The 25,051-nt window shown below is 40.3% G+C and carries 21 protein-coding genes; 15 read left to right on the top strand and 6 right to left on the bottom strand.

The features are described 5' to 3' along the window. Positions 1-244: 244 nt before the first annotated feature. The 9 genes from DX933_RS13295 to DX933_RS13255 all read left to right on the top strand — a co-directional run bounded on the left by DX933_RS13295 (position 245) and on the right by DX933_RS13255 (position 12,223). Positions 245-1,474: an ROK family protein gene (locus tag DX933_RS13295; RefSeq protein ID WP_123316932.1), complete on the top strand. Its 1,230-nt coding sequence runs from the start codon at positions 245-247 to the stop codon at positions 1,472-1,474. Between the two features lie 86 nt (positions 1,475-1,560). Continuing rightward, positions 1,561-2,898, top strand: a complete 1,338-nt coding sequence (locus DX933_RS13290; RefSeq protein ID WP_123316931.1) for an extracellular solute-binding protein — start codon at positions 1,561-1,563, stop codon at positions 2,896-2,898. A 320-nt stretch (positions 2,899-3,218) separates the two neighbouring features. Then, a complete protein-coding gene (locus DX933_RS13285; protein WP_123316982.1) occupies positions 3,219-3,998 on the top strand; it encodes a carbohydrate ABC transporter permease in 780 nt (259 codons plus the stop codon). A gap of 17 nt (positions 3,999-4,015) precedes the next feature. Next, on the top strand, positions 4,016-4,843 hold the full coding sequence (locus DX933_RS13280) for a carbohydrate ABC transporter permease (RefSeq protein ID WP_123316930.1): 828 nt from the start codon (positions 4,016-4,018) through the stop codon (positions 4,841-4,843). Positions 4,844-4,892: 49 nt separating this feature from the next. Next, positions 4,893-7,601: an alpha-mannosidase gene (locus tag DX933_RS13275; protein WP_123316929.1), complete on the top strand. Its 2,709-nt coding sequence runs from the start codon at positions 4,893-4,895 to the stop codon at positions 7,599-7,601. Positions 7,602-7,643: 42 nt separating this feature from the next. After that, a complete protein-coding gene (locus tag DX933_RS13270) occupies positions 7,644-8,945 on the top strand; it encodes a glycoside hydrolase family 125 protein (RefSeq protein ID WP_123316928.1) in 1,302 nt (433 codons plus the stop codon). A 37-nt stretch (positions 8,946-8,982) separates the two neighbouring features. Next, positions 8,983-10,365 carry a glycoside hydrolase family 1 protein gene (locus DX933_RS13265; RefSeq protein ID WP_123316927.1) on the top strand — a complete coding sequence of 461 codons (1,383 nt, stop codon included), beginning with the start codon at positions 8,983-8,985 and terminating at the stop codon, positions 10,363-10,365. 20 nt (positions 10,366-10,385) lie between these two features. Next, positions 10,386-11,282: an ROK family protein gene (locus DX933_RS13260; RefSeq protein ID WP_123316926.1), complete on the top strand. Its 897-nt coding sequence runs from the start codon at positions 10,386-10,388 to the stop codon at positions 11,280-11,282. A 20-nt stretch (positions 11,283-11,302) separates the two neighbouring features. Further along, positions 11,303-12,223: an ROK family protein gene (locus tag DX933_RS13255; protein ID WP_123316925.1), complete on the top strand. Its 921-nt coding sequence runs from the start codon at positions 11,303-11,305 to the stop codon at positions 12,221-12,223. A 20-nt stretch (positions 12,224-12,243) separates the two neighbouring features. Here the strand turns inward: DX933_RS13255 and DX933_RS13250 are convergent, their stop codons facing one another. From DX933_RS13250 to DX933_RS13235, 4 genes are all read right to left on the bottom strand, one after another. Further along, entirely contained in the window at positions 12,244-13,191 is a 948-nt protein-coding gene (locus DX933_RS13250; protein ID WP_190279523.1) for an FAD:protein FMN transferase, read from the bottom strand. Positions 13,192-13,286: 95 nt separating this feature from the next. After that, on the bottom strand, positions 13,287-14,474 hold the full coding sequence (locus tag DX933_RS13245) for an NAD(P)H-dependent oxidoreductase (protein ID WP_123316924.1): 1,188 nt from the start codon (positions 14,472-14,474) through the stop codon (positions 13,287-13,289). Positions 14,475-14,493: 19 nt separating this feature from the next. Then, a complete protein-coding gene (locus DX933_RS13240; RefSeq protein WP_123316923.1) occupies positions 14,494-15,096 on the bottom strand; it encodes an NADPH-dependent FMN reductase in 603 nt (200 codons plus the stop codon). Positions 15,097-15,737: 641 nt separating this feature from the next. Next, positions 15,738-16,328 (bottom strand): TetR/AcrR family transcriptional regulator, encoded by a 591-nt coding sequence (locus DX933_RS13235; protein ID WP_123316922.1) that lies wholly within the window; start codon positions 16,326-16,328, stop codon positions 15,738-15,740. Between the two features lie 179 nt (positions 16,329-16,507). Between DX933_RS13235 and DX933_RS13230 the strand changes: the two genes are divergently transcribed. Continuing rightward, complete coding sequence (locus tag DX933_RS13230; protein WP_123316921.1) at positions 16,508-17,278, top strand: SDR family NAD(P)-dependent oxidoreductase; 771 nt, start codon at positions 16,508-16,510, stop codon at positions 17,276-17,278. 226 nt (positions 17,279-17,504) lie between these two features. Here DX933_RS13230 and adhP read toward each other — a convergent pair whose 3' ends face one another. After that, the gene (adhP, locus tag DX933_RS13225) at positions 17,505-18,527 is read right to left on the bottom strand and encodes an alcohol dehydrogenase AdhP (RefSeq protein ID WP_123316920.1); all 1,023 of its coding nucleotides are present in this window, start codon (positions 18,525-18,527) and stop codon (positions 17,505-17,507) included. 240 nt (positions 18,528-18,767) lie between these two features. Next, on the bottom strand, positions 18,768-20,816 hold the full coding sequence (locus DX933_RS13220) for a S9 family peptidase (RefSeq protein ID WP_123316919.1): 2,049 nt from the start codon (positions 20,814-20,816) through the stop codon (positions 18,768-18,770). A 444-nt stretch (positions 20,817-21,260) separates the two neighbouring features. Between DX933_RS13220 and DX933_RS13210 the strand changes: the two genes are divergently transcribed. Genes DX933_RS13210 through DX933_RS13190 form a run of 5 tightly spaced genes read left to right on the top strand, consistent with a single transcriptional unit; the run spans position 21,261 to position 24,921 of the window. Then, positions 21,261-22,319, top strand: a complete 1,059-nt coding sequence (locus DX933_RS13210; RefSeq protein ID WP_123316917.1) for an SIS domain-containing protein — start codon at positions 21,261-21,263, stop codon at positions 22,317-22,319. A 24-nt stretch (positions 22,320-22,343) separates the two neighbouring features. Continuing rightward, positions 22,344-22,775, top strand: a complete 432-nt coding sequence (locus DX933_RS13205) for a PTS sugar transporter subunit IIA (protein WP_123316916.1) — start codon at positions 22,344-22,346, stop codon at positions 22,773-22,775. Between the two features lie 30 nt (positions 22,776-22,805). Further along, positions 22,806-23,291 carry a PTS sugar transporter subunit IIB gene (locus DX933_RS13200; RefSeq protein ID WP_123316915.1) on the top strand — a complete coding sequence of 162 codons (486 nt, stop codon included), beginning with the start codon at positions 22,806-22,808 and terminating at the stop codon, positions 23,289-23,291. A gap of 24 nt (positions 23,292-23,315) precedes the next feature. Further along, entirely contained in the window at positions 23,316-24,107 is a 792-nt protein-coding gene (locus DX933_RS13195) for a PTS mannose/fructose/sorbose/N-acetylgalactosamine transporter subunit IIC (RefSeq protein WP_123316914.1), read from the top strand. Then, entirely contained in the window at positions 24,100-24,921 is an 822-nt protein-coding gene (locus tag DX933_RS13190) for a PTS system mannose/fructose/sorbose family transporter subunit IID (RefSeq protein ID WP_123316913.1), read from the top strand. Before DX933_RS13195 ends, DX933_RS13190 begins: the two co-directional genes overlap by 8 nt. Positions 24,922-25,051 lie beyond the last annotated feature (130 nt).

Below are 25,051 nucleotides of genomic sequence, written 5' to 3'. Positions count from 1 at the left end.
GTCCCAGCATTCGTATTTTACAAAATGATGTACCGGCCATCCTTCTGACTGGAACAGGGCAATTGTAAGTGCATACAAAAGATGTTTTACAGAAAAGAAATCAAGTGCTATAATGAACTCAACTTATTAAAAACGTTTTAATAAGGGTGAAATATAAACGGGTTATTATACGTTATTTTTATATGAAACCGCTCTTATATACACACTTATTATACGTGTTAAAAAAAGTAGAGGACAATGCACAATGAAAAAGAAAGAACATTGGAATACAGATCAAATCAGGCAATATAATCGATCCCTGGTCTTGAAGCTCATTTACAAGGAAGGCCCCGTATCAAAGGCGGAAATCTCCAAAAAGAGTGAGTTAACCTTTGCGACGATTGGAAATATCACTACAGAACTGTTGGAGATAGAGGCAATCCGGGAGTCGGGTTATGGTAAATCGAATGGTGGTAGAAGACCGATTTTGTATGAGTTTAATTGGGACAACTACTATGTCATTGCCTTGGATATAGGGGTCACACAGGTTTCAGCGGCGCTCGTCAATTTTAAAGGGAGCATCTATCATCAGCATGAAGTAAGTATGTCAGATCCATCGAATAAACCTAATTTAATTGAAAAGGTTTACAAGGTGATTGACGAGCTTGTTTCTCAGGCTGACTTGTCCTTCTCTAAAATTGTCGGCATTGGTGTATCTGCACCAGGCCCAATCGATGAAGATGATGGAAAGATCTTAACGCCACCCAACTTACACGGCGTCAAGAATGTAAATATTAAAGCATTACTGGAACAGCGGTATGAATTAACAACGGTATTGGAGAAGGATGCCAATGCCGCGGCACTTGCAGAGCAATGGTTTGGCAGTGCCGGTTCAAAAGGCAATATACTTTATATTTTTGCGGACCAAGGTATTGGTGGAGGAATTATTATCGACTCTCGCATTTACCGTGGTTATAAGAATGGTGCCGGTGAAATTGGACATATCTCCATTGATATAGATGGTCCGAAATGTAATTGTGGGAACTTTGGCTGCTTGGAAGCTTTGGCATCCGGGATTGCTTTAGTTAAAAGAGTGAAACAGGAAATCCGCCGCGGCTCAAAGAGTTCCTTATCAGCGCTTTATTTAAACGATGAAGCAGAATTAACGTTGGAAACCATTATGGAACATGGAAAAAATGGCGACCCATTGGTGCAACATATATTGAATGAAATCGGTCGTTACCTCGGTATCGGCGTCACCAATGCAATGAATTTCTTTTCTCCTACAACCGTCATTTTTGGGGGACAAATGATTGAATTATACCCGGAAATTATTCAGGTAACGGAAGAAATAGCTAAGGATCGCGTCTTTTCCGAATTTGCCCATGATATTCCATTTATTAAATCGAGTTTTGGCAACCAGTCCAGTTTGATGGGCGCGGCCTCCATCATCCAACAAAAGATTTTTGATTATCCAGAGAATATCCTCATATAATCATCGATGAAATAAGGTGGTGAACCTTGTTTTATATACATGTTGGGATCCATTCAAAATAGTAAAGATTAGAAAGGGGAAGAAAGATGAATACATTTCAGAAACGAATACTTTTATTGTCAGTCTTATTTTTAGCTATTTTAACACTTGCTGCCTGTGGCGGAGGAGAAGGGAAAAGCTCGAAGTCGGCTAATGAAATCGAAATTGTTTATAAAGCACCCGATGAATCATTTGAATCATGGATGAAGGAAGCAAAGGAACAATTTGAAGCAGAAAATGAAGGGGTCACTGTAAAAATCACTCCAATTGATAGTAATGAGGGGGATTACCCGAACAAGACGATTTTGATGATGAGATCGGCTGATACAGCACCAGATATTGTCATGGAGGATTCAGAAGGGCTGAAGCCAAATGCGGCTGCAGGTTACCTTGCCCCGATTACAGATAAGTTAGAGGAATGGGAAGACTGGGATCATTTCTATGAAGCGGTTAAAGATGGTGTCACTGGAGAAGACGGAGAGTTTTACGGTGTGCCAATTTCAACGGATGTTCGTGGTCTCTGGTATAATAAAACCGTTTTGGAAAAAGCCGGAATCGAAACGCCTTGGAATCCGGAAAGCTGGGACGATGTATTAGCAGCTGCGGAAGCAATCAAGGATGACGTTGAGGTACCGATTTGGATGAACTCTGGTAAAGCAATGGGTGAAGGTACTACAATGCAAACATTCCTCATGCTGTTAAATGGTACAGACAGTGATTTGTATAACGAAGACACTGGTAAATGGGTAGTAAGCAGTGAAGGCTTTTTAGATTCTCTAAAGTTTATTGACCATGTATATCAAAACGATTTAGGACCAAGTCTCAGCTGGGGTATTACAGGACAAGCCGGGGCAAAGGTATCAACAGAATTAATGCCAAAAGGTGAAGTAGGAATTGCGCTCGATGGTAACTGGATGTCTGGTAACTGGCAGGAAAGTGGTAATAGCCCATGGCCGGAATGGGAAGACCATATTGACATCACGGCGATGCCAACAATGGATGGCCAGGGCGATGGAAAGGTTACCGTATCCGGTGGATGGACATTAGCTATTCCTGAAAAAGCTGCCAATAAGGATTTGGCATTTGAATTTATTAAGACAGCAACAAGTAAAGACAATTTAAGATATGGTACAGCGTTAACACCAAGAAAAGATATTGCTGAATTGGATGATTATCAGCAAATGACCTATCAACAAAAGATAACAGAATTTCTAGAATTCACGACGTATCGACCAACGTACGATGAATATCCAATGGTTTCTTCCAATATTCAAAAAGCTGTAGAAGCAGTTACGACTGGTACGCTTACACCTGAAGAGGCATTGGAGCAATTTAAAAAAGACGTAAACAGAGATGTCGGTGAAGATAAAACAGAAGAAGAATAAATATCGCTTCCTTACATCATAAATCACGAACGAATTGATACTGACAAAGGGTTGGGACATAACCAAAAATATGGATCAGACAAACGAACAATAACATGGACCCGCATCGGAAATAGTAGTATATTTCCGATGCAAGGTATCCTGGCTATATCATGTTCGTTTTTTGATACAATCATAGCGTTTTGTCCCATCCTCTTATAAAGAGGTGTTTCATTTTGGGTAAAAGTAAGTCGCTAAATGGAAATATATATTTAAAAACCGTATTATTCGGCCTACCATCTATCGTTCTCCTATTACTATTCGTATTAGGTCCAATTATCATGACGTTTTATTTCTCCTTTACAAACATGTCTTTAACGGGAGCGGCTGCAAGGGATACGCAGTTTGTGGGATTTGATAACTTTATCAGAATGTTTCAGGATCCCAGCTTTAAGACAAGTGTGATAAACACAATTGTCTTCCTCATTGCTTCAGCAGTGATTGGTCAGCAAATTGTTGGGTTTTTAGTTGCCTATCTCATGAAACAAAAAGCGCGTCCTTTCAGAAGGATTATTGGGATATTAATTCTGGCAGGATGGATCACACCGGAAATTGTTGTCGCGTTTGTTTGGTTTGCTTTCCTAAGTGATTCAGGAACTTTAAATATCATGCTGGGATTTATCAATATTGAACCAATTGCCTGGCTGCTCAAGTTCCCGCTTGTTAGTGTTATTTTCGTAAATATTTGGCATGGTGCTGCGTTTTCTATGCTCATGTATCAAGCGGCACTCGATGATATTCCGCAAGAAGTGGAAGAAGCATCAAAAATTGATGGAGCTAATGCTTGGCAGAGACTTTGGAGAATTACCTTACCAATCATTAAGGGTTCAGCTGTGACAAACATGGTATTGGTTACGTTGCAAACACTTGGCGTTTTCACATTGATCTATGCACTAACCGGTGGGGGACCAGGTGAAAAAACAACGACTTTACCGATCTTCATGTATGATCAAGCGTTTGTCAATTATCAATTGGGCTATGGAACAGCGATTTCCTTAGTGTTGTTGGTAATTGGAATTTCTTTGAGTCTATTATATATTCGCTTTTTGAAAACTGACTAATAAAAGAGGGATTGAATATGAATAAAAGGAAAATCATTCAAAAAGCATTGCCTTACATGGTTCTATCAATCATTGGCATTATGTTTTTTATTCCATTACTTTGGGTAATCTTTGCATCATTTGATGCCCATGCAACCTTGTCTATTGAGTGGCCTGACGAATTTACGTTGGAAAACTATACCCAATTGTTAACGGATCCGGAAATATTACGATCCTTCGTTATTGGGGTGTTTCTGTCGCTCGTTTCGTCACTTGTGTTAATCTTTTGTTCGGCATTGGCTGCTTATCCACTTTCGAGATACCATTTGAAACATAAGAATTCGATGATACTGACGATTTTATTTATGTCAGGTTTGCCGATGACGGCGATTATGGTGCCGGTTTATCAGCTGTTTGTATTTTTTAACTTGAATGATTCACTCATCGCAACGATGTTCTTTATGGCTGCATCTGGTTTGCCGTACGGGATTTGGCTGATGAAGAACTTTATTGACTCTGTGCCAGTTAGTTTAGAGGAATCTGCTTGGGTAGACGGCGCCTCCGTGCTTGTAGGTCTTCGGAAAGTAGTCGCGCCTTTAATGAAGCCTGGTATTTTTACCGTGTTAATATTCACATTTACCAATAGCTGGGGAAACTTCTTTGTACCATTTATCTTAATTCAATCCAGAGAAAAACTGCCAGCGTCTGTTAGTATTTTTCAGTTCTTTGGACAGCATGGAATGGTCTTTTATGGGCAATTAGCGGCGTTTTCATTTGTCTATACCATTCCAGTGATCATTCTGTACTTTGTAGGTCAAAAATATATGTCTAAAGGATTTAGCTTAGGCGGTGCAACAAAAGGATAATCAACGTTTCACGACCCATTTTCTAGATCAATATCATGGAGGCAATCAAATGCACAACAAAAAAACAATCCATATCATTTCTCATACGCATTGGGATCGCGAGTGGTATTTACCGTATGAAAAACATCATATGCTGTTAATTAAGCTGATGGACAAACTCATCGAAACATTGGAAGAGGATCCCAATTATAAGAGCTTTCATCTCGATGGGCAAACGATCATTTTGGATGACTATCTGCAAGTGCGTCCGCAAATGAGAGACAAAATAAAACAATTAATCGATGATGGGCGAATTTATATTGGGCCTTGGTATATTTTACAGGATGAGTTTTTGACCAGCAGTGAGGCGAATATTCGTAATCTCCAATATGGCTTGAAGGATGTGGCGAAGTGGGGTGGCCTATCCCATATCGGTTATTTTCCTGATTCATTCGGCAACATGGGGCAGGCACCGCAAATACTGAAACAGGCTGGTATTGAACATGCTGTATTTGGCCGTGGTGTAAAGCCAACAGGATTTAATAATACGGTGGTGGAGACGGATCACTTTGAATCACCTTATTCCGAAATGATTTGGAGTTCACCGGATGGTTCCTCTGTATATGGTATTTTATTTGCGAATTGGTATTGTAATGGAAATGAGGTTCCGGTGGAGGAGCAAGCCGCTAAAGTCTATTGGGATCAGCATATTCAAAGCTTGGAGAAGTATGCGGCTACCCCACATATGCTCATGATGAACGGCTGTGATCATCAACCGATTCAAACGGATTTATCAGCAGCAATTCAAACGGCTGAAAAGCTATATCCTGACCTTGATTTTAAACACTCGAACTTTAATGACTATGTAAAGGAGCTTACCAATACGCTCCCAGATTCATTAAAAGAAATAAAAGGGGAATTGCGCAGCCAGCAGACGGATGGCTGGGGGACATTGGTAAATACTGCTTCCTCCCGCTTGTATCTGAAGCAGATGAATCGAGCGTGTGAAACATTATTGGAAAATGTAGCTGAGCCGTTAGCGACATTTGCCCATATCCTGGGAGCGGCTTATCCACATGATCAATTTGCGTATGCATGGAAAACATTAATGCAAAACCATCCGCATGACAGCATTTGTGGTTGTAGCGTTGATGAAGTGCATCGGGAAATGGTTCCGCGTTTTGAAAAAGCGAAGCATGTTGCGGAAACGATTATTGACGATAACCTGGAAGCAGTAACCGCGCAGATTGATACGACTGCATGGAAAGACGTTGCAGGGGAGCCGCCTGTGTTTACTGTTTTTAATACGAGTGGTTATGCGCGTTCAGGTGTTGTATCTGTAACATTGGATATGAAACGGGAATATTTTTCTGAAGGGGTTCATAAAAAACAGCTGAAAGCATTTCCTTTAGGGGAAGCTGTTGTGATGGATGAGACAGGAAAGGAATACATATGTCAAATAGAGGATTTAGGCATTTCCTTCGGTTACGATTTACCGGATGATCGATTCCGTCAGCCATATATGGCAAGACAAGCTCGCATTACCTTTGAAGCCGCTGAAGTTCCGGCATTAGGCTATCAAACGTATGCTTTGGTGAAAAAGCAGGTGAACGAGGATGACACTTCCTTATTTAAAAACGAACGTGAAATAGAAAATAGCTATTTTAAGCTTGTGATTGAAGCGAATGGTTCTCTCACTATTACAGATAAACAAACGAATCGTCAATATACCGATTTTTGTACGTATGAAGATACAGGTGATGTGGGCAGTGAATATATGTATAAACAGCCGGATGGCGAAACGGCTTTCACGACGAAGGATTTGCAAGCGACGACACGCATCCTGGAAGATACACCACTAAAGGCGGTAGTTGAAATAACACATGAATGGCAGCTGCCAAAAGGTGCAACAGACTTGCTGGATCAGGAACAAAAAGAAGTGGTTTGGTTTACGGAGCGGAAAGCGACACGTACCGATGAATTGGTTCCATTTACGATCAAAACACGCGTTACCGTTGAAAAAAATGATCGGGGAATCAATGTGGAGAGCCATTTTGATAATCAGGTGAAAGACCATCGTCTCCGGGTATTATTCCCAACGGATATCGAGAGTAAAACACATGATGTGGATGCCATCTTTGAAGTAGCGGAGCGTGATCATATGCCTGCAAGCGAATGGACCAATCCGGATCACTCGCAGCATCAGCAGAAGTTTGTTGCGATAAGTAATGAAACAGCTGGTGTCGTTATTGCCAATAAGGGATTAAATGAATATGAGGTATTAAGAGATTCCAGACAAACGATTGCCGTTACATTGGTTCGTTCTGTCAGGGAGATGGGCGACTGGGGATACTTCCCAACGCCAGAGGCCCAGTGTCAGGGGAAACAAACGACAGCGTTTAGAATTTACCCATTTGAAGGTGAAGGGGAAAAATATTCCGCCTATCAGGATGCCTATCAATATCAAATCCCTTGGGTAGTGAAGCAAACGGGTATTCATGAAGGGAAATTACCATCTGCTCATTCCTTTATCGAATGGCAGGGCGAGACATTGGCATTTACTTCTTTGAAGGTGAAGCAAGAGAATCAACATGTCATGGCCCGCTGGTTTAATATGGCCGATTCAGATGATGAATTACAGGTAAAGCTGCCAAAACAGACAGCACATATATACAAGAGTAATATTTTAGAAGAACAGAAGGGTGAGCTGGCTCATGATCAAGTGCAAACTCCTGTTCAGCATCATGAAATAATTACATTAGGATTTGAATTAGAATAATCGATGTATTTGGTAAAGCTTGGGTGAAGGAGAATATTAGCTATGGACAATCGGAAAATACCTGCCACAATGATAGAAATGATCGACCAGATCAAGTCAAAGACAGCGGATGCGAAATTGGCATCGATGTTTGAGAATTGTTTTTCGAATACGTATGAAACGACCATCCGTCCACAGAAGGATGGAACTACCTTTGTGATTACGGGGGATATCCCTGCCATGTGGCTTCGGGATTCAGCAGCACAGGTGAGACCGTACTTAATCCTTGCTGAAACGGATCCGCAGCTCGCTGATATGATTCAAGGGGTTATCCAAAAGCAGATGGAATATATTGTGCATGACCCGTATGCAAATGCATTTAATGAAAGTCCGACAGGTGAACGGTATGCCGATGACGAAACAGAGATGACGCCTTTATTATGGGAAAGAAAATATGAAATCGATTCGCTTTGTTATCCGATTCAATTGGCTTATTTATTTTGGAAATCAACCGGTCGCACAGCGCATTTTAATGACATGTTTAAGCAGGCAATTGACAATATATTAACTGTATGGAAAAAGGAACAAAATCATGGCGAGCAATCCAGTTATTCCTTTAAACGGACGAACTGCCCTGCTCAGGATACGCTATCCCATGATGGACAAGGTGCACCAGTAGCATATACGGGGATGACATGGTCTGGCTTCCGTCCAAGTGATGATGCTTGTCAATATGGTTATCTCGTACCGGCTAATATGTTTGCCGTGGTTGCTTTGAGATATGTAAAAGAAATTGCAGCAGAGGTTTTCCAGGATGAAGGATTGGCAAACCAAGCAGCTGCTTTAGCGAAGGAAATAGATGATGGCATACAGACCTATGGAAGGGTCGAGCATCCTCAATACGGGACCATCTATGCTTATGAAACGGACGGTTTGGGTCATTATAATTTAATGGATGATGCCAATGTACCATCCCTTCTGTCGATTCCATATCTCGGTTACTGTGAAGTGGATGATGAAATCTATCAAAATACGAGAAAGTTTTTATTAAGTAAATTAAATCCCTATTACTATGAAGGGAAAGCAGCAAAAGGGATTGGCAGTCCCCACACACCAGAGCAGTATATTTGGCATATTGCACTTGCCATTCAAGGGATGACTGCCCAAACAGATGAAGAACAAGCGGCTGTTTTACAGATGTTTAAGACGACAGACGCAGGCGAAAATCTCATGCATGAAGGATTTCATGTAGATGATCCAACCCAATTTACGCGGGCTTGGTTTTCATGGGCCAATTCAATGTTCAGTGAATTCATGCTCCATATACATGGTATTCAAGTGAAAGGAAGTCCACTTTCAAAGTAGTAATGACTTCAATCTATGGTGAAAGAGGTGTTTTAACATGACAACATATCAGTTTCCAGACGGCTTTTTATGGGGAGCAGCAGCTTCTGCAACCCAAACAGAAGGAGCCGCAGATGTGGATGGAAAAGCAAAGAACATATGGGATTATTGGTTTGAAATAGAGCCAGAGCGATTTCATGAAGGTGTAGGACCACAGGAAACTTCCACATTTTATAAAAACTTTCAAGCAGATATTGAACGAATGAAAGCTATCCATCTTAATTCCTTTCGACCGTCCATTTCCTGGTCGCGTTTATTGCCAGATGGTACGAATGTAAATCAACAGGCAGTTGATTTTTATAACCAAATGTTTGACGAGCTGCTTGCGCATGGTGTGGAACCAATCGTTAATTTGTATCATTTTGATATGCCCATGCATTTTCAGGAAAAAGGCGGTTGGGAAAGCAGAGAAGTGGTCGAGGCGTTTAATCATTATGCACAAACGGCTTTCGATTTATTTGGCGATCGCGTGAAAAAATGGACGACATTTAATGAACCAATCGTTCCAGTTGAGATGGGTTATTTAAATGATTTTCATTATCCATGTGTGGTTGATATGAAGCGGGCTGTGGCCGTTGCTTTTCATTCCATGCTGGCAAGTGCTAAAGCGGTTCAGTCCTATCATCAGGCAGGACTTCATGGTGAAATTGGAATTATATTAAACCTAACCCCGTCCTATCCGCGAAGCCATTCCAAAGGTGATATGGAAGCTGCCAAGATTGCTGATTTATTCTTTAATCGCAGCTTTTTAGACCCATCCGTTTTAGGGGCCTATCCAAGTGAATTGGTTGAGTTGCTAAGGAAGTATGAGCTGCTGCCAACAATAGAGGCAGGCGATTTGGAAATCATTCAACAGCATACGGTTGATTTCTTGGGAGTTAATTATTATCAGCCTCGACGTGTAAAGGAAAGAGAGACACCTATACAAACAGAAGCAATTCTACCTGAGAACTTCTTTGAGCCGTATATTTGGCCGGAGCGTCGCATGAATCCGTATCGCGGCTGGGAAATTTACGAAAAGGGACTCTATGATATCGCAATTCATATCAAAGAAAATTACGGAAATATCCCTTGGTATGTTGCCGAGAATGGCATGGGTGTGGAGAACGAAGAGCGGTTTATTGATGATTCCGGTATGGTGCAGGATGATTACCGGATTGAATTCTACAAGGAACATCTGAAGTGGCTTCACAAAGGAATGGAAGAAGGATCCAACTGCTTTGGGTATCATGTATGGACATTTATGGATAATTGGTCCTGGTTGAATGCATATAAAAATAGATATGGCTTATATCGGGTTGATCTTCGCACCCAAAAACGTTATGTGAAACAAAGCGGCAAATGGCTAGGTCAGGTTGCGCAACAAAATGGCTTTGAATAGATTATTGAGGTGTGACTCGTATGGACAATATCCTTGCATTTGATTTTGGCGGCACGCATATAAAATATGGTATCGTTACTTATGAGGGAATGATATTAGACAAGGGCTATGTACCAACTCCCAAAAGTTTGGAAGGCTTACTGGATGTCATTCAAAATCAGCTTGACATCTATGCAGATCAAGCGATTAATGGAATAGCCATTAGTTCCCCGGGAGCTGTGGCAGACAATGGCATCATTCATGGCTCAAGCGCAATACCATATCTTCATGGTCCAAACATGAAGGCAAGGATTGAATCGGTGACAGGCTTAACCGCTCATATCGAAAATGATGCGAATTGTGTCGGGCTTGCTGAAGTTTGGAAAGGATCTGCCAAGGATAAAAATGATGTCGCTGTCGTCGTCGTTGGTACAGGTATTGGCGGAGCGCTCGTGAAGGATGGTAAGATTCATAAAGGCAGTCATTTGCATGGTGGTGAATTCGGTTATATCATATTGAATCCGAACGAGCTGGGAAATGGAATGAATTCATTTAGTGAAGTTGCTTCGACATACTCAATCATTAAGCGGGTAGCGCTTGCGAAGGGGATAGATGCGTCTGCACTGACCGGTGAGGGGATTTTTGCGCAGGCGGAGCAGGGAGATCCCGTCTGTATCCAGGCGATTTCGGAATTTTACCGCATGCTGGCAATTGGGTTATATAATATTCAATATATATATGATCCGGAATTAATTTTAATTGGTGGAGCCATTAGTGCCAGAACAGATTTAATCCCCCGCTTAAAGGAAGAAATGAATCAGCTTATTACAGCGATAGACGTTGCAACGATTATTCCGGCTATGGATACATGTTATTTTCATGCTGATGCCAATTTGATCGGAGCGGTCTATCATTATGTACAACAGAACTTATTGTAGGATGAAGGAGAAGGGTTACCATGTTATACACGATCGGTGTAGATATAGGAGGAACCAAGGTTGCCATTGGCGTTGTAGAAAGTACAGGCAAGGTGATTGAACAGTCTGTCATACCTACAGATTTAACGATAACCCCATATGATATGATTTCAAGAATCAATCGTGAAGTGAATAAGGTTATTCAAAACGCCAACATACCAACTCAGCACATAAAAGGTATTGGTATTGGTGCTCCAGGCCCATTGGATAGTAAAAAGGGGATGATTACTTGTCCGCCTAATTTACCAACGTGGAGGGATATTCCAATCAAAGAATGGGTTGAAAAAGAATTTGATTTTCCGGTAAGACTGGAGAACGACGCGAATGCTGCGGCACTAGCGGAAAAATGGATTGGCGCTGGTCAATCATGTAATCATTTTATTTATATGACAGTAAGTACCGGAATCGGTTCCGGTATCATTTGTGATGGGAAATTATTACGTGGACGTAAAGGGAATGCCGGCGATATTGGCCATATGGTGGTTGATCCTTCCTTTGGAACATGTACTTGCGGTCAGAAAGGCTGCTTGGAAATGATAGCTTCCGGAACGGCCATCTCCAGAGAAGGCTCTAAAATCACAGGAGAAAGCTTATCTACGGAGGAAGTTTTTCAATTATATGATCAAGGCCATCCCGAAATTGTTCCGTATTTGGATAGTGTTATAAAAGTGCTTGGTGTTGCTTGTGTTAGTTTGATCAATACATTTGATACGGAAAAAATCATCATTGGCGGCGGTGTTTCCAAGGTGGGCGTTGCCTTATTTCAGCCCATTCGCTCGTATGTGCAATCCTATGCATTGAATCCAGATGGACGTACAACAGAGATTGTACCATCCAAACTCGAACAAAACAGCGGCGTAGTAGGTGCGGCTGCATTATGGATTCCTTCTGTTATGAATTAAATAGACAAAACGACCTCCCTTCAGTTAGCAGAGGTCGTTTTTATTTCTTCCAAATATGGCTGCAGTGTATCTGAATAATGCAGCGTGCCGTCCTTCGTAATGACGATGGCATCTACGTCTTTCACCTGTTCCAGTGTTTGAATGATTTTCTCAGGTGTTTGGCCAAAGAGGCGGCTTGTCCAGATTTCACCATCGACAGATTTCTTGGATACAATCGTTAAGCCGGCGATTTCCGATTCGATCGGGTAGCCGGTTTGCGGATCTAGAATATGATGATAGGTTTGATTTTTGGCTGTAAAGTTTCGCTCATATATACCTGAAGTTACGATGGATTGATTCCAGGCTTTATATACGGCGATGTTATTTCCTCGTGGATGGAAGGGATGCTGGATGCCAATTCGCCAGTAGCCGTCTTCGTGGTTCGGCGAGGTACCATGGATCATCACATTCCCGCCTAAATTGACCAGACCTGCTGGAACATCCATTTCTACTAGATCCCGAATGAGTAAATCGGCAATATATCCTTTTGCCAGAGCGCCTAGGTCAATAAACATACCGGGCTGTTTTAGAAAGACTGTTTGTTCCGTCTCGTTGAGCATGATATGCGCTGCATTCGTTTGCTGCAGCAAGGATTGAATTTCTGCTTCTGACGGGATATGAGCGTCTTTAAAGCCGATCCGCCATGCTTGCACAAGCGGGCCAATGGCAATATTTAAAGCGCTGTTCTTCGCTGTGCTATGCTGCTTACCAATTTTAATGAGCGCATATAAGTCTGGATGTACCTTAACCGGCTTGATGCCGGCATTCTGATTGACTTCCATTAATTCTGAAGTGGGGTCATGCGCACTAAACCGTTTTTCATATGTTTGCAGCTGCAGAACGAGCTCGTCCAAAATAAATGTGGCGTATGGATGCAGAACGGCCAATTGAATCACCGTTCCCATCATCTGGATTTCGCGACTTTGCATGATAATCCCCCTCCAATTTTTCCAATGAGAAAAAGGTTGAGATAAAAAGGATTGTTGCTTCTTTTTTCCCAACCTTTTTTATACATGATGAAATGTTAGCCTTTAACGGTAGCGCCTGAGACGGTGTCAACCTTTGATGTAGCACCGGATACGGCGTCCACATCACCGCCTGTTAATTGCTGGCCGGTTTGTTCGAGATACCAATCAATGATTGGTTTGATATCTTGTACGTATTCGTTAATTCCGAGATAATTTCCTTCTTCATCACGAATCGCCTGATAATTATGAACGACAAATTTATCTGGACCATGTGTTGGTACATGTGTTTTAACGACATCTTGTTTCCCTTTACGTAATTGCTGAATGACCCAAGAAACACCGCTAAATGCTTGCTTGGGATGGCATTCTGCTAATGGATAACCAACCTGTTCCGGGCGGCGGGAAGCAAACATTTCTTCCGCGTCCAAATGATGGTTGTAGTATAAGAATTGGTTATTGCTGTCCGCATAAGTTAATTCAGCTGGCATAGAATTCAAAAAGTGATTCAACTGATTGACGGTCAAAATTCCACGATCCAATTTTACATACGTATCACCGTCTACTGCGCCAGTTGCTTCAGCAGCTTGTTCGACCCAATCATCGGCCATCATGTCGATGCCTTGAATCGTTGTATCGATGGAGCCTGTCGCATATAAATCCTCCGCGCTTGATAGGTCTTTCATGCCTTCAGGTGCATTCAGTACATTCACGACATTGATAAAGCGAATGAATTTCTTGATGCAGGATTCCAGGAATTTAGCTGTTTCTGCGTCCTTAAGATCTCCTTCTTCATCAAATGCTTTATGCACTTCCCCTAATAGGAATTCATTACCGGGCATCACAACTGCATTTACACCTGGGGCATCGAGAATCTGACGTAAATGAAGCTGAGAGCGTGAGGAGCCTTGTACGTCATAGGAAGCCCCAACAATCATGACTGGCTTTCCATCGAGTGGATGAATTTTGAATGAGAGCCATTCAATGACGCTTTGTAATGCAGATGGAATCGAATGGTTATATTCTGGTGTTGCAATAATAACACCATCTGCTTCGGTAATTTTTTCATTTAAATGTTGAATGGGTGCACTGTCTGTTTGATCATCTGATTGGTTAAACATGGGCACGTCTTTAATATCCAACACTTCGATTTCAACCAATTGCTTATATTGTTTTGCAATGAAATTTAATAACTGATGATTATATGAAAAATCGGCGTTTGAACCAACAATTCCAACAATTTTCATGATCTAGCCCTCCTCGTAATTAATTGTCTTCCCAAGAAAATTTTTGTGCTTTTTTCGTTGGATTCTTGCTTACCAAATGATTGGTAATCTCAATAAATTGTGTAAAATCATTAAAAATATCTTCGAGTTCACTTACTTTGTTTGCATCCTTTAGGTTTCCTTCTTCATCGAAGGCCTGCAAGGAATAGCCGACAAGAAATTCAGAGCTTGGCATAATTCGTGCCTTCAATTCAGGTGCGTCCAAAATTTGACGTAAATGGGATTGTGCACGGGAAGAACCTAGCTTTCCATAGGAAGCCCCGGTAATCATCAATGGCTTGTCAACGAGTGGCTGTGAAGTATAGGATAACCACTCCAACACACTTTTTAAAATAGCCGGAATCGAGTGATTGTACTCTGGTGTACTGATAATCACACCATCTGCAGCAGTAATCTTAGCTGCAAGTGCTTGTACCTCTTCAGGTGCTTGATTTTCCTTTGGCTTATTAAAAGCAGGTAAATCTTTAATTTCACAGATTTCAATGTTTGCTTGATCAGCAAAATGTTTTTGAATAAATTGTAATAGCTGACGATTCGTGGATTGATCAGAGTTCGTACCCACGATTCCAATAAGATTTAACATGTTATTGCTCCCTTCAGTCCTATGTATTTGTTTTTTAGAAAAAAGGAATACCCACTGGATGTCGGGGTAACGGCATCATGGGTAATGCGTAAAATAGATATCTACATTCTACCAGTTTAACTAGTCAATGATACAACAGATATGTCCCTATTTTTGCAATAATAGGAACAATTACCCCTGATCCTTCATAAAATCAATTTTACGTTCCTTATTCCCTATACGTTTTAAGTTAAACGCGTGATGGATACCTAAAATGGATTGATAATGCTTCCAAACGATTATGATATAATTGGATTTCTCCCATGATTCTAATCCCATTTGTATTCCCATATAAGCTACTGTTTTTGAGTATAGAGTACGGTTCATTTTTTAATTTTAACATCAGGGAAAAATAATATCATCGTCGATTGTAACTACATTTTTATCATAACATGTGAGACAAAGAATCAGTTGTGAAATATTGAACAATCTTTGAACCTTTTCGTAAATCCCGTATTTGAATGATAGCAAGCTGAGAAATAAATCGGCAGTATCAGTAGAATGACGCTAAGATAGCAGCGAAATACACGATCATCCCATGTCAAACGTTCGGGAAGTCTATTACCCCTGAGAAAATAGTAAACTGTGTTTGTTTCTTTCTATTAATCTTTTACGTAAAACCCATCGGTAGAAGTAACCATTAATTCAATGATTTGCCTTGACATATATATGGGATCTTCTTTAAAGTCTTCTTCAATCCATCGAATGATGAGACCTGCTACACCATGGGCTCTGTAAATGTATAACCATTTTGAATCAATGATGGTGTCTTTTTTCAATTGATAGTCATACTCCAGAATGAATAAATCCTCTATCGCTTTTGCCATCTGATGCCGAAAATCTACTCGAATATGATCACTTAATAATAATCGATATAGTCGGGCATTTTCTTTGAAGTAATGGAATAATGTGATGTCTTCTGCATTCATTTTATAAAAATCAACCTTTTTATTAGATTGATAAGGAACACGGATTTGTTTGACCATTTCACGTAAGATATCTTGTATTAATTCATCTCGTAGATGTTCTTTTGTCTCAAAGTTTGCATAAAAAGTTCCTCTATTATAATCCGCTTCTTTCACTATTTCTGAAACAGTGATTTGAGAAAAAGGTTTTTTATAAAGTAATGTTAAAAATGCACCCTTTATTGCAGTTTTTGAACGTTGTACGCGTTTGTCAAAGTATCTTTCCATTCCAGCCACCTCCATCCAGCAAAACATAACAATTAATAATAGTTTACAATGATTAATCAACAAAAGTCACACAATTGTACATTAATCAACATTTAAGGTTTTTTGTGGATTGTTTTGATCCCTCTTCAGTGGTTAAGATAAATAGAGAAGTGCAATGAAAATATATGGAGGTAATAGATATGACATTTCCAGTATTGGAAGGAAAAGTTGCTATCATAACAGGTGCTGCAATGGGGATGGGAGAGGCTACTGCTAGACTGTTTGCGGATGCAAAAGCAAAGGTGGTTATTGCTGATTTCAATGAAGAAAAGGGAAGAGAAGTGACCAAGTCCATTCAAGCAAATGGTGGAGATGCGTCATTCTTTAAAGTAGATGTCTCCAATTCAGAACAAGTACAGGCAATGGTGAAATTTACGGTAGAGACGTATGGCAAATTGGATGTTGCAGTAAATAACGCTGCATTAACACCTGATGATAAACCAGCAGCTGAATTTGATGAAAACTATTGGGATCGTCTAATAGCTGTTGATCTAAAAGGAACAGCGCTTTGCATGAAATATGAATTACAACAACTAAAAGCACAAGGACAAGGTGGATCTATTATTAATATTTCCTCTGTTAGTGGATTCCGTCCACAGCCAAATAATATTGCATATGTTGCTGCGAAACACGGTGTAGTAGGGATGACAAAGGTAGCGGCATTAGAAAATGGTGCAGAAAATATTCGTGTTAACTCTGTCGCTCCGGGTGCGATTGATACACCAATGTTGCGCGGCGCATTGGAACAATTCGGTTATACAGAGGAAGAATATGCACCTCAATTGAGCTTACTCAATCGATTCGGGCAAGCAGATGAAATTGCTCAAGCAAATTTGTGGTTAGCATCTGATGCATCCTCTTATGTGACAGGCACAACAATCCATGCAGATGCCGGTTATACATCTCGTTAAAAATGGTGGGGATTCACGTGTGGAATGATTAACCGATGCAACTTCACCAATGATCTAAAATGAATACAAACAAGCGTGTCAGCTGAAATCATCTGAACACGCTTGTTTTTTTATGGTAAGTAAATATATCTTGGTGCTTTACGCTGTATATATATTTTCAGACCAAATCCTTGTTTGGGGGGTGCTATTATCTCATATCTTAAGATAGTCTGCGAAAGTCTGTTCGTCACTGCTGTTTGAAGTCGATGACCATGCGACCTTGAATTTTTCCTTGTTCCATTTCTTCAAATATATCCTGTACCTCATGCAGACAGCGGGTTTGTACCACTGGAACAACTTTGCCTTCTGCACCGAATTGGAAGGCTTCTTCTAAATCCTTCCGTGTTCCTACAAGTGAGCCAATGACTTCAATCCCATCAAGAACGAGACGAGGAATGCTCAAGTCCATGGTTTCGGATGGTAAACCGACGGCGACTACTTTGCCACAAGCACGAACGGCATCAACAGCAGAGTTAAAGGCAACCTTGGAAACAGCTGTAACGACAGCTGCATGTGCACCACCAAGCTGTTCTTGAATGATTTTATCTGCAGCGCCCGCTGTGCTAGGGTTGATGGTCATATCTGCACCAATTTCTTTGGCGAGTGATAATTTATCATCATTAATGTCAATGGCAATAACTTTGGCATTGAACACATGCTTCGCATATTGAATCGCTAAGTTACCTAAGCCGCCACAGCCATAAATAGCAACCCATTCGCCAGCTTTAACATCTGCCACCTTGATTGCTTTGTATGTCGTCACACCAGCGCAGGTAATACTGCTTGCCTGGGCTGGATCTAATCCTTCTGGTACCTTGACGGCATAATCGGCAGTAACGATGCATTGCTCGGCCATACCACCATCTGCGCTATAGCCTGCATTTTTTACTTCACGGCAGTATGTTTCCCGGCCAGTAATACAGTACTCACATCTGCCACAAGCCTCAAACATCCATGCAACACTAACGCGATCCCCAATTTTCAAGCTTGTTACATCGTCCGCAACCTTTGAAACAACACCAATTCCTTCATGTCCGAGTGTGCGCCCTTCCACATTGCCAAAATCACCGGCAGCTACATGGAGATCTGTATGGCAGACACCACAAAATTCTATATCAACTAATGCTTCCCCTGGTTGTAATGGGCGTAATTCTTTTTCAATTACTTCCACGTTTGCTTTACTGTTTGGATTAACGACTACTGCTTTCATTTGTGAGCCTCTCCTTTAATTTGGAATTGAATTTGATTGATTTTTGAACCTGTCCAGCTAGGAAAGAAATGATGTAATGGAATCGATCATGATTACATTTTTATCATATCACGCAATGTAATGAATGGATTGTGAAATACTGAACAATCCATGAACATTTTGAAGAAGCCCCCATCTGATTGCTGGCGATGTGAGGAATAAGAAGAAGGAGGCGATTCAGCCTCCTTCGATGGTAATATATTATTTGGTATATCCAATCTTATCCAATATAAATGCATAGCACTTGGCAGCATCTTTCAGGTGGTCAAAGCGACCGGATTTACCGAAATGTCCGGCACCCATATTGGTTTTCAGAACGACGGTGTGGTCATCTGTTTTTAACGTACGTAAACGGGCCACCCATTTTGCAGGTTCCCAATATCCGACACGCGGGTCGTTCAAGCCAGTTGTGATGTATAGATGAGGATATGCTTTCGCTTCCACATTATCATAGGGGCTGTAGGACTTAATATAGTTGTAATCTTCCTGCTTTCTCGGGTCGCCCCATTCACTCCATTCCAAGGTGGTGAGCGGGATGGACGTGTCCAGCATCGTAGTAACAACATCGACAAACGGTACCTCAGGAACCATTACTTCAAACAGCTCACCGGCCATATTAGCGACGGCTCCAATAAGCAGTCCACCAGCACTACCACCGCGAGCTGCGAGTTGTTCTTTGGTAGTGTACTTATTTTGAATAAGGTGATTGGCAGCAGCGATGAAGTCGGTAAATGTATTGCGTTTCTGCTGCATTTTTCCATCTTCATACCAATGACGTCCCATTTCCGAGCCACCACGTACCTGGGCAGTTACGAATACAACACCTTTTTCCAAAATGGGTAAGCGATACGGACTAAAATAAGGATCACTATTGGCACCATATGAGCCGTACCCATGGAGGATTAACGGAGCGGGACCTTGGTCAAATGCGCCTTCCTTATACACAACAGCTAGCGGCACTTTGACGCCATCCTCTGCGACTGCCCATAGCTGCTCCTGGCGATATTGGGAAGGATCATATGCTCCGCTGACAGGTGCCACCTGCAGACGGTTCTTTGCTTTCGTTTGTAAATCGATTCCGTAAGTCGTTTCCGGTGTTAGCAATGATTCATAATGGATTAAGACTTCATCCGCATCATAGCTTTGATTGGATAAGACATCAACGGTATAGAGCGGCTCATCCCATTTTAGGGGTATGAGCTGGTCATTCTCCAGTGTCCAAATTTGAGTTAAGCCGTTTTCCCGTCCAGAGACAAGCAAGGTATCACGGAATGGATACAGTCCCTGTAGATAGCGGTCTGGATGGTAGGTGACCACATGCTCTCTATTGGTTAAGTCATCCAGTGGGCAGCGGAGCAGCTGGAAGTTCTCTGCACCCTCATTGGTTAGAATAAGCAGCTCATCCTGCCAATGCTCTACTATATATAACACACCAGGTTTACGCGCTTCAACAACTCGCAAATCGGAGAGTGGTTCATCTGCATCAAGCAAGCGCATTTCACTCGTCGTAGTAGAATCAGCATGGACGATAATAAATTTCCCGCTTTGTGATTTCTGAATGAACAGGGTAAATGTTTCATCCTTTTCTTCATAGATTAATTCATCTTGCTCTACACCCGTTCCCATGCGGTGTCTCATTAATCGGCATGGGCGCTCCATATCATCTACCGTTATGTAAAAAATATAGTTCCCACACCGACTCCATTCCATACTGCCATAAATATAGACATCCGGAATCTCGTCAGGCAATAATTTCCCCGTTTCCATATCCTTTACAAAAATCGTATATCGATCTGTCCCATCGCGATTTTCCAAATAAGCGAGCCGACGATGCGCGGTGTCCATTTGCTGCGCAGTGACACTGAGATAACCATCCGCGTCCACCATTTGATTCAAATCAAGCACAACTTCTTCCTGTGCATCGACCAGCTGCCCCCTGGTATCCGCCTGCTTCCGCGCGTAAATTGGATACTGCTTGCTCTTGTCCAACCGAGCGTAGTAGAAGTACGGCCCGCGCTTAATCGGAACGTTTACCTCTGAATCAGGCACACGATCCACCATACCCTGGAATATATCTTCCGTCAGCGCCGCCAGCGGCTCCATCACCTGGTCATAATACTTATTTTCATCCTCCAAATATTGAATTACCTCTGGATTCGAACGATCCTTCAGCCAATAATAATCATCCTCACGCACATCGCCATGCAATCGATGAGGATGCGGAATACGCTTCGCAATCGGTGCTCTCATGAAATCTCTCCTCTCTTTTATCACTCATACATTCGTTATAAAGCCTTAATAATCCTCTATTTTTGTCGAATTGAATAAGAGAAATTATGAGGAAGAAATCGGCCGCAGCCGATTTCATGTTCATGGATAGGTATTTATGGTAGGAATCGGACTGCCGATTCCATTAATTGTTGTTGAGAGGGCATGTTATGGAGTGGCTTGCTATGATTTTGCAATGGATTGTTGTGTGGGCTAAGGAATTGGCGCGCGAGTGTGGGTGGTCTTCGTGTGAATTTAGAAAGGGGGCATGCGAGTTAGCGCCTACCCTATGCGATATTCCTGAACTAATTCTCACTAATTTTCTAAAAATATTTTTATGCACTATAAATCGTGCAAAATGAAATATGGATAATTTGGCCTATCTGACTTATTCTAAAAATAATTAAAAAATAAGGTAGTGATTAAATGAGTTTGATGGATACGATTGAGCGTATACCTGTTCAACTAAAAAAGATTGTTGATTCCAGAGATAATTTAAGTAATAAATTAGAAAGTATTTTGGAAACGCATTCTAAGGTGAATAAAATTGTTGTGGTTGCATCTGGAACTTCCTATAATGCAGGTTTTACAACTAAAAGTTTTGCGGAAAATGTAATCGGTTCTCCAGTAGAAATTGTGTATCCTAATATTTTTGTTCAATACTATAATCGAGAATTGTTAAGTGAAGATAATTTATATGTGTTTATCTCACAAGGTGGAAAAACGAAGCTAGTATACGAGGCTTTAAATCTTGTCAAACACAAAGGATATCCGACTATATCATTAACAGAAACCTTGGATACTCCAATCGCAAAGTTGTCAGATGTTCCGCTGGAAATTGGCTCTGAAAATGAAGAATATGTATACCGAACACTTGGGTATTCTGCTACATGCGCAACATTATATTGGTTCTATATTTCTTTATCAAAGTACTACAATAAAGTATCCGATGACGAGGTCCAAGCATATATACAGGACTATCATTTGATGATAGATAATTTAATAACCGTTAAGGAAAATACTTTCGAATGGTATAAAAAGAATCAATTTCAATTAATGCGTAAATCTAGCTTTATATTTTCAGGAACAAATGATTTATGGCCGGTAGCTCAGGAAGCTGATATAAAGTTTATGGAGATGTTACCCATACTTACAAATAGCTTTGAATTGGAAGAGTTGATTCATGGTCCACAAAATGCCTTTGATACAACGATGGGATATTTCATTGTAAGTAGGGACAATGAAGATGTGGAAAAAGCAAAAAGAATTACTAATTTTATTAACGAGGAAATATCTGCTTGCTATTTAATAGGCGACAATTCGGATGCTAGTTTTAATGTTGATCCGAAAAGTAAATATTTTAGCAGCTTGGAATACATTACATTTTTTCAGGTTCTAGCATATCTATTGGCAACTGATAAAGGAAGGGACTTAACTCAAGGAATATACCCCCAAGTTGTGAACTACATTAATAAGTCTATTTAAAATAAACAAAAGGAAGGTTAAAAAATGAAAAAAATATTAGTAGCGACACATGCTAAGTTTGCAGAAGGAATTGTTTCTTCTATCGAATTGATTTTAGGAAAACAGGAAAACCTGCATTTTATTAATGCATATATTGATGAAATTCCATTTAACGAGAAACTGGATAGTTTCTTAAATGAACATATTACCGAGGAAGATAAATTAATTATTTTCACTGATGTTTTTGGTGGAAGTGTCAATCAGACAGTTCTTAAATATTTAACTGTAGAAAACATTTTTGTTATTTCTGGTGTTAATCTTCCTGTGTTACTTGAGGTGTGTATGCTAGGAGAACAGGACGTTATATCAACTAAACTTACAGAAATTGTTAACAGTTCCAAGGATCAAATTATTTTTGCAAATGCTGAAGTTGCAAAAGTAAATACAAAACAATCAGATGACGATTTCGATATATAAATTTTAAACTTTGAATGGAGGATTTTAATAATGATTATAAAAATGAGAATTGACGATCGTTTATTACACGGACAGGTAGTATACAGCTGGAATTCAGCATTGTCTTTTGATGCAATTGTGATTGCTGATGAGAATGCAGCTAATGATGAAGTTAGAAAAATGGCATTAAAAATGAGTAATCCAGATGGTGTCAGACTTGCAATTCGAAATGTCGAGGACGCGGTAAAATTAGTAAAAAACCCGAAACTCCAATCGATGAAGGTCTTTGTTATTTTTTCAAATCCGAAAGAGGCATTTGAATTTATTGAAAAGATTGATGAAGAACCAGTGTTAAATATTGGTGGAATGCAGAAGAAAGATAACACAGTATTATTGTCTCCGGCAGTTTATGTGTCAAAAGAGGATATTGAGTATTTAGATAAGATTCAAGAAAAAGGTATTGAATTAGAAGTTCGTCAAGTTCCAGATGAAAAAGTAAAAAACTATACAACATTAAAAAATAAACTTTCATTTTAACCTTAATAGAAGGGGGAAACATTAATGCAAACAGCATTATTAGTGGGTTTAATCCTAGCAGTTCTGTGGTTTATAGAAAAAATGTTGGGCACACCGATGGTTATAAGACCAATTGTTGTCTCGACAATTATTGGTGCAGTATTAGGCGATTTACAGACGGGTATTTTAGTTGGTGCATCTTTAGAATTAATATTTATGGGATTTATTCAAGTGGGTGGAGCAGTTCCACCAGATGTTCTTGTAGGAGCGGGACTTGGTACAGCTTTTGCGATTTTAAGTGGAAGCGGTACAGAAGCAGCATTAGCACTTGCATTACCTATCGCACTGTTAGCGCAGTCGTTAAAAGTTATTGTATTTATTGTTCGAAGCTGGTTCATGGATTTTGCCATGAGACTAGCTAGAGAAGCAAATATAAAAGGTTTAATCACCCTGAATGTGGCAGGGCTATTACTACAATGTGCAATGTATTTTGTTGTCGGCTTTGTTGCCATTCTCTTTGGCTCCTCCGCTGTCGAAAGCTTTGTAAATAACATTCCTAAAACAATTATGAATGGATTAGAAGTAGCGGGTGGACTATTACCTGCTGTCGGTTTTGCATTATTACTGTTGCCAATGATGAAAAAAACAAACATCTTATATTTCTTACTAGGTTTTGCTTTATTTGCTTACATGGAATTGCCAATCTTAGGAATCACATTATTCGGTGTTGTTCTAGCTTTTATCATTGTTTATGAAATGAAAGGTAAAGAAATGGATGTAGCTGTAGCCGAAGGTAGTACAAATGTGGACGATGAGGAGGATTTATTCGATGTCTGATGAAAAGAAAAAGTTAAATAAAGATGAGAAAAAATTAATGCGGGAAATATTTTGGAGTTCTTTTATGCTGGAAGCCTCATACAACTATGAAAGACAGCAAGCACTCGGTTTTTCTATTGGTATGTGGCCTGCAATAAAGCGTTATTATAAAAATAAAAATGATCAAGCAGAAGCACTAGAACGCCACATGAATATATTTAATACAACGCCGCATGTAGTTACAACAATTACAGGTGTTGCAACCGCATTGGAAAAAGAAGCAAGTCAAAACCCGAAATTTGATAAAAATATTATTAATAACGTGAAAATTGGGTTGATGGGCCCTTTTGCTGGAATTGGGGACTCCCTATTCTGGGGTACGATTAGAATTATTGCAGTTGGTATTGGTTTGTCGCTTGCACAACAGGGAAGTATTTTAGGTCCGATTCTGTTTCTGTTACTATTCAATGTTCCACACATGGTAATCCGTTATTATGGTGGGGTAGTTGGTTATAAATTTGGAACCAAAATTATGGATCAGGCTAATAATTCAGGAATTATGCAGAAAATATCAAAGGGAGCAACTATTGTTGGACTGATGGTTATTGGGGCAATGACAGCATCGATGGTGAAATTGGAATCATCCCTAGTGTTCAATGTTGGCGGTGAAAAGATTCCAATGCAAGACTATTTGAATCAAATCTTCCCATTATTATTACCATTGCTTTATACTATTTTCATGTACTATTTATTGAAAAAGGGTATGAAACCAACAGCAATATTACTGATTACAATTGTAGTAGGTATCGGTGGATCATTACTAGGTATTATTTAAGTCGTTTCCACTGTTTGACGTAACTAGACCCCAACTCCAGTATTTGGAGGAATACCAAATATGGAAGGTAGGGGTCTAGTTTCTTTAGATATAATTATTAGGGTAAGACATGAGTCATTAAGGTACTGAC

This window comes from Ornithinibacillus gellani, assembly GCF_003730295.1.
GTDB classification, from domain to species: Bacteria; Bacillota; Bacilli; order Bacillales; family Amphibacillaceae; genus Ornithinibacillus_A; species Ornithinibacillus_A gellani.
The sequence above is the reverse complement of the archived record's forward strand: the minus strand, read 5'-3'. Positions and strand labels throughout refer to the sequence as shown.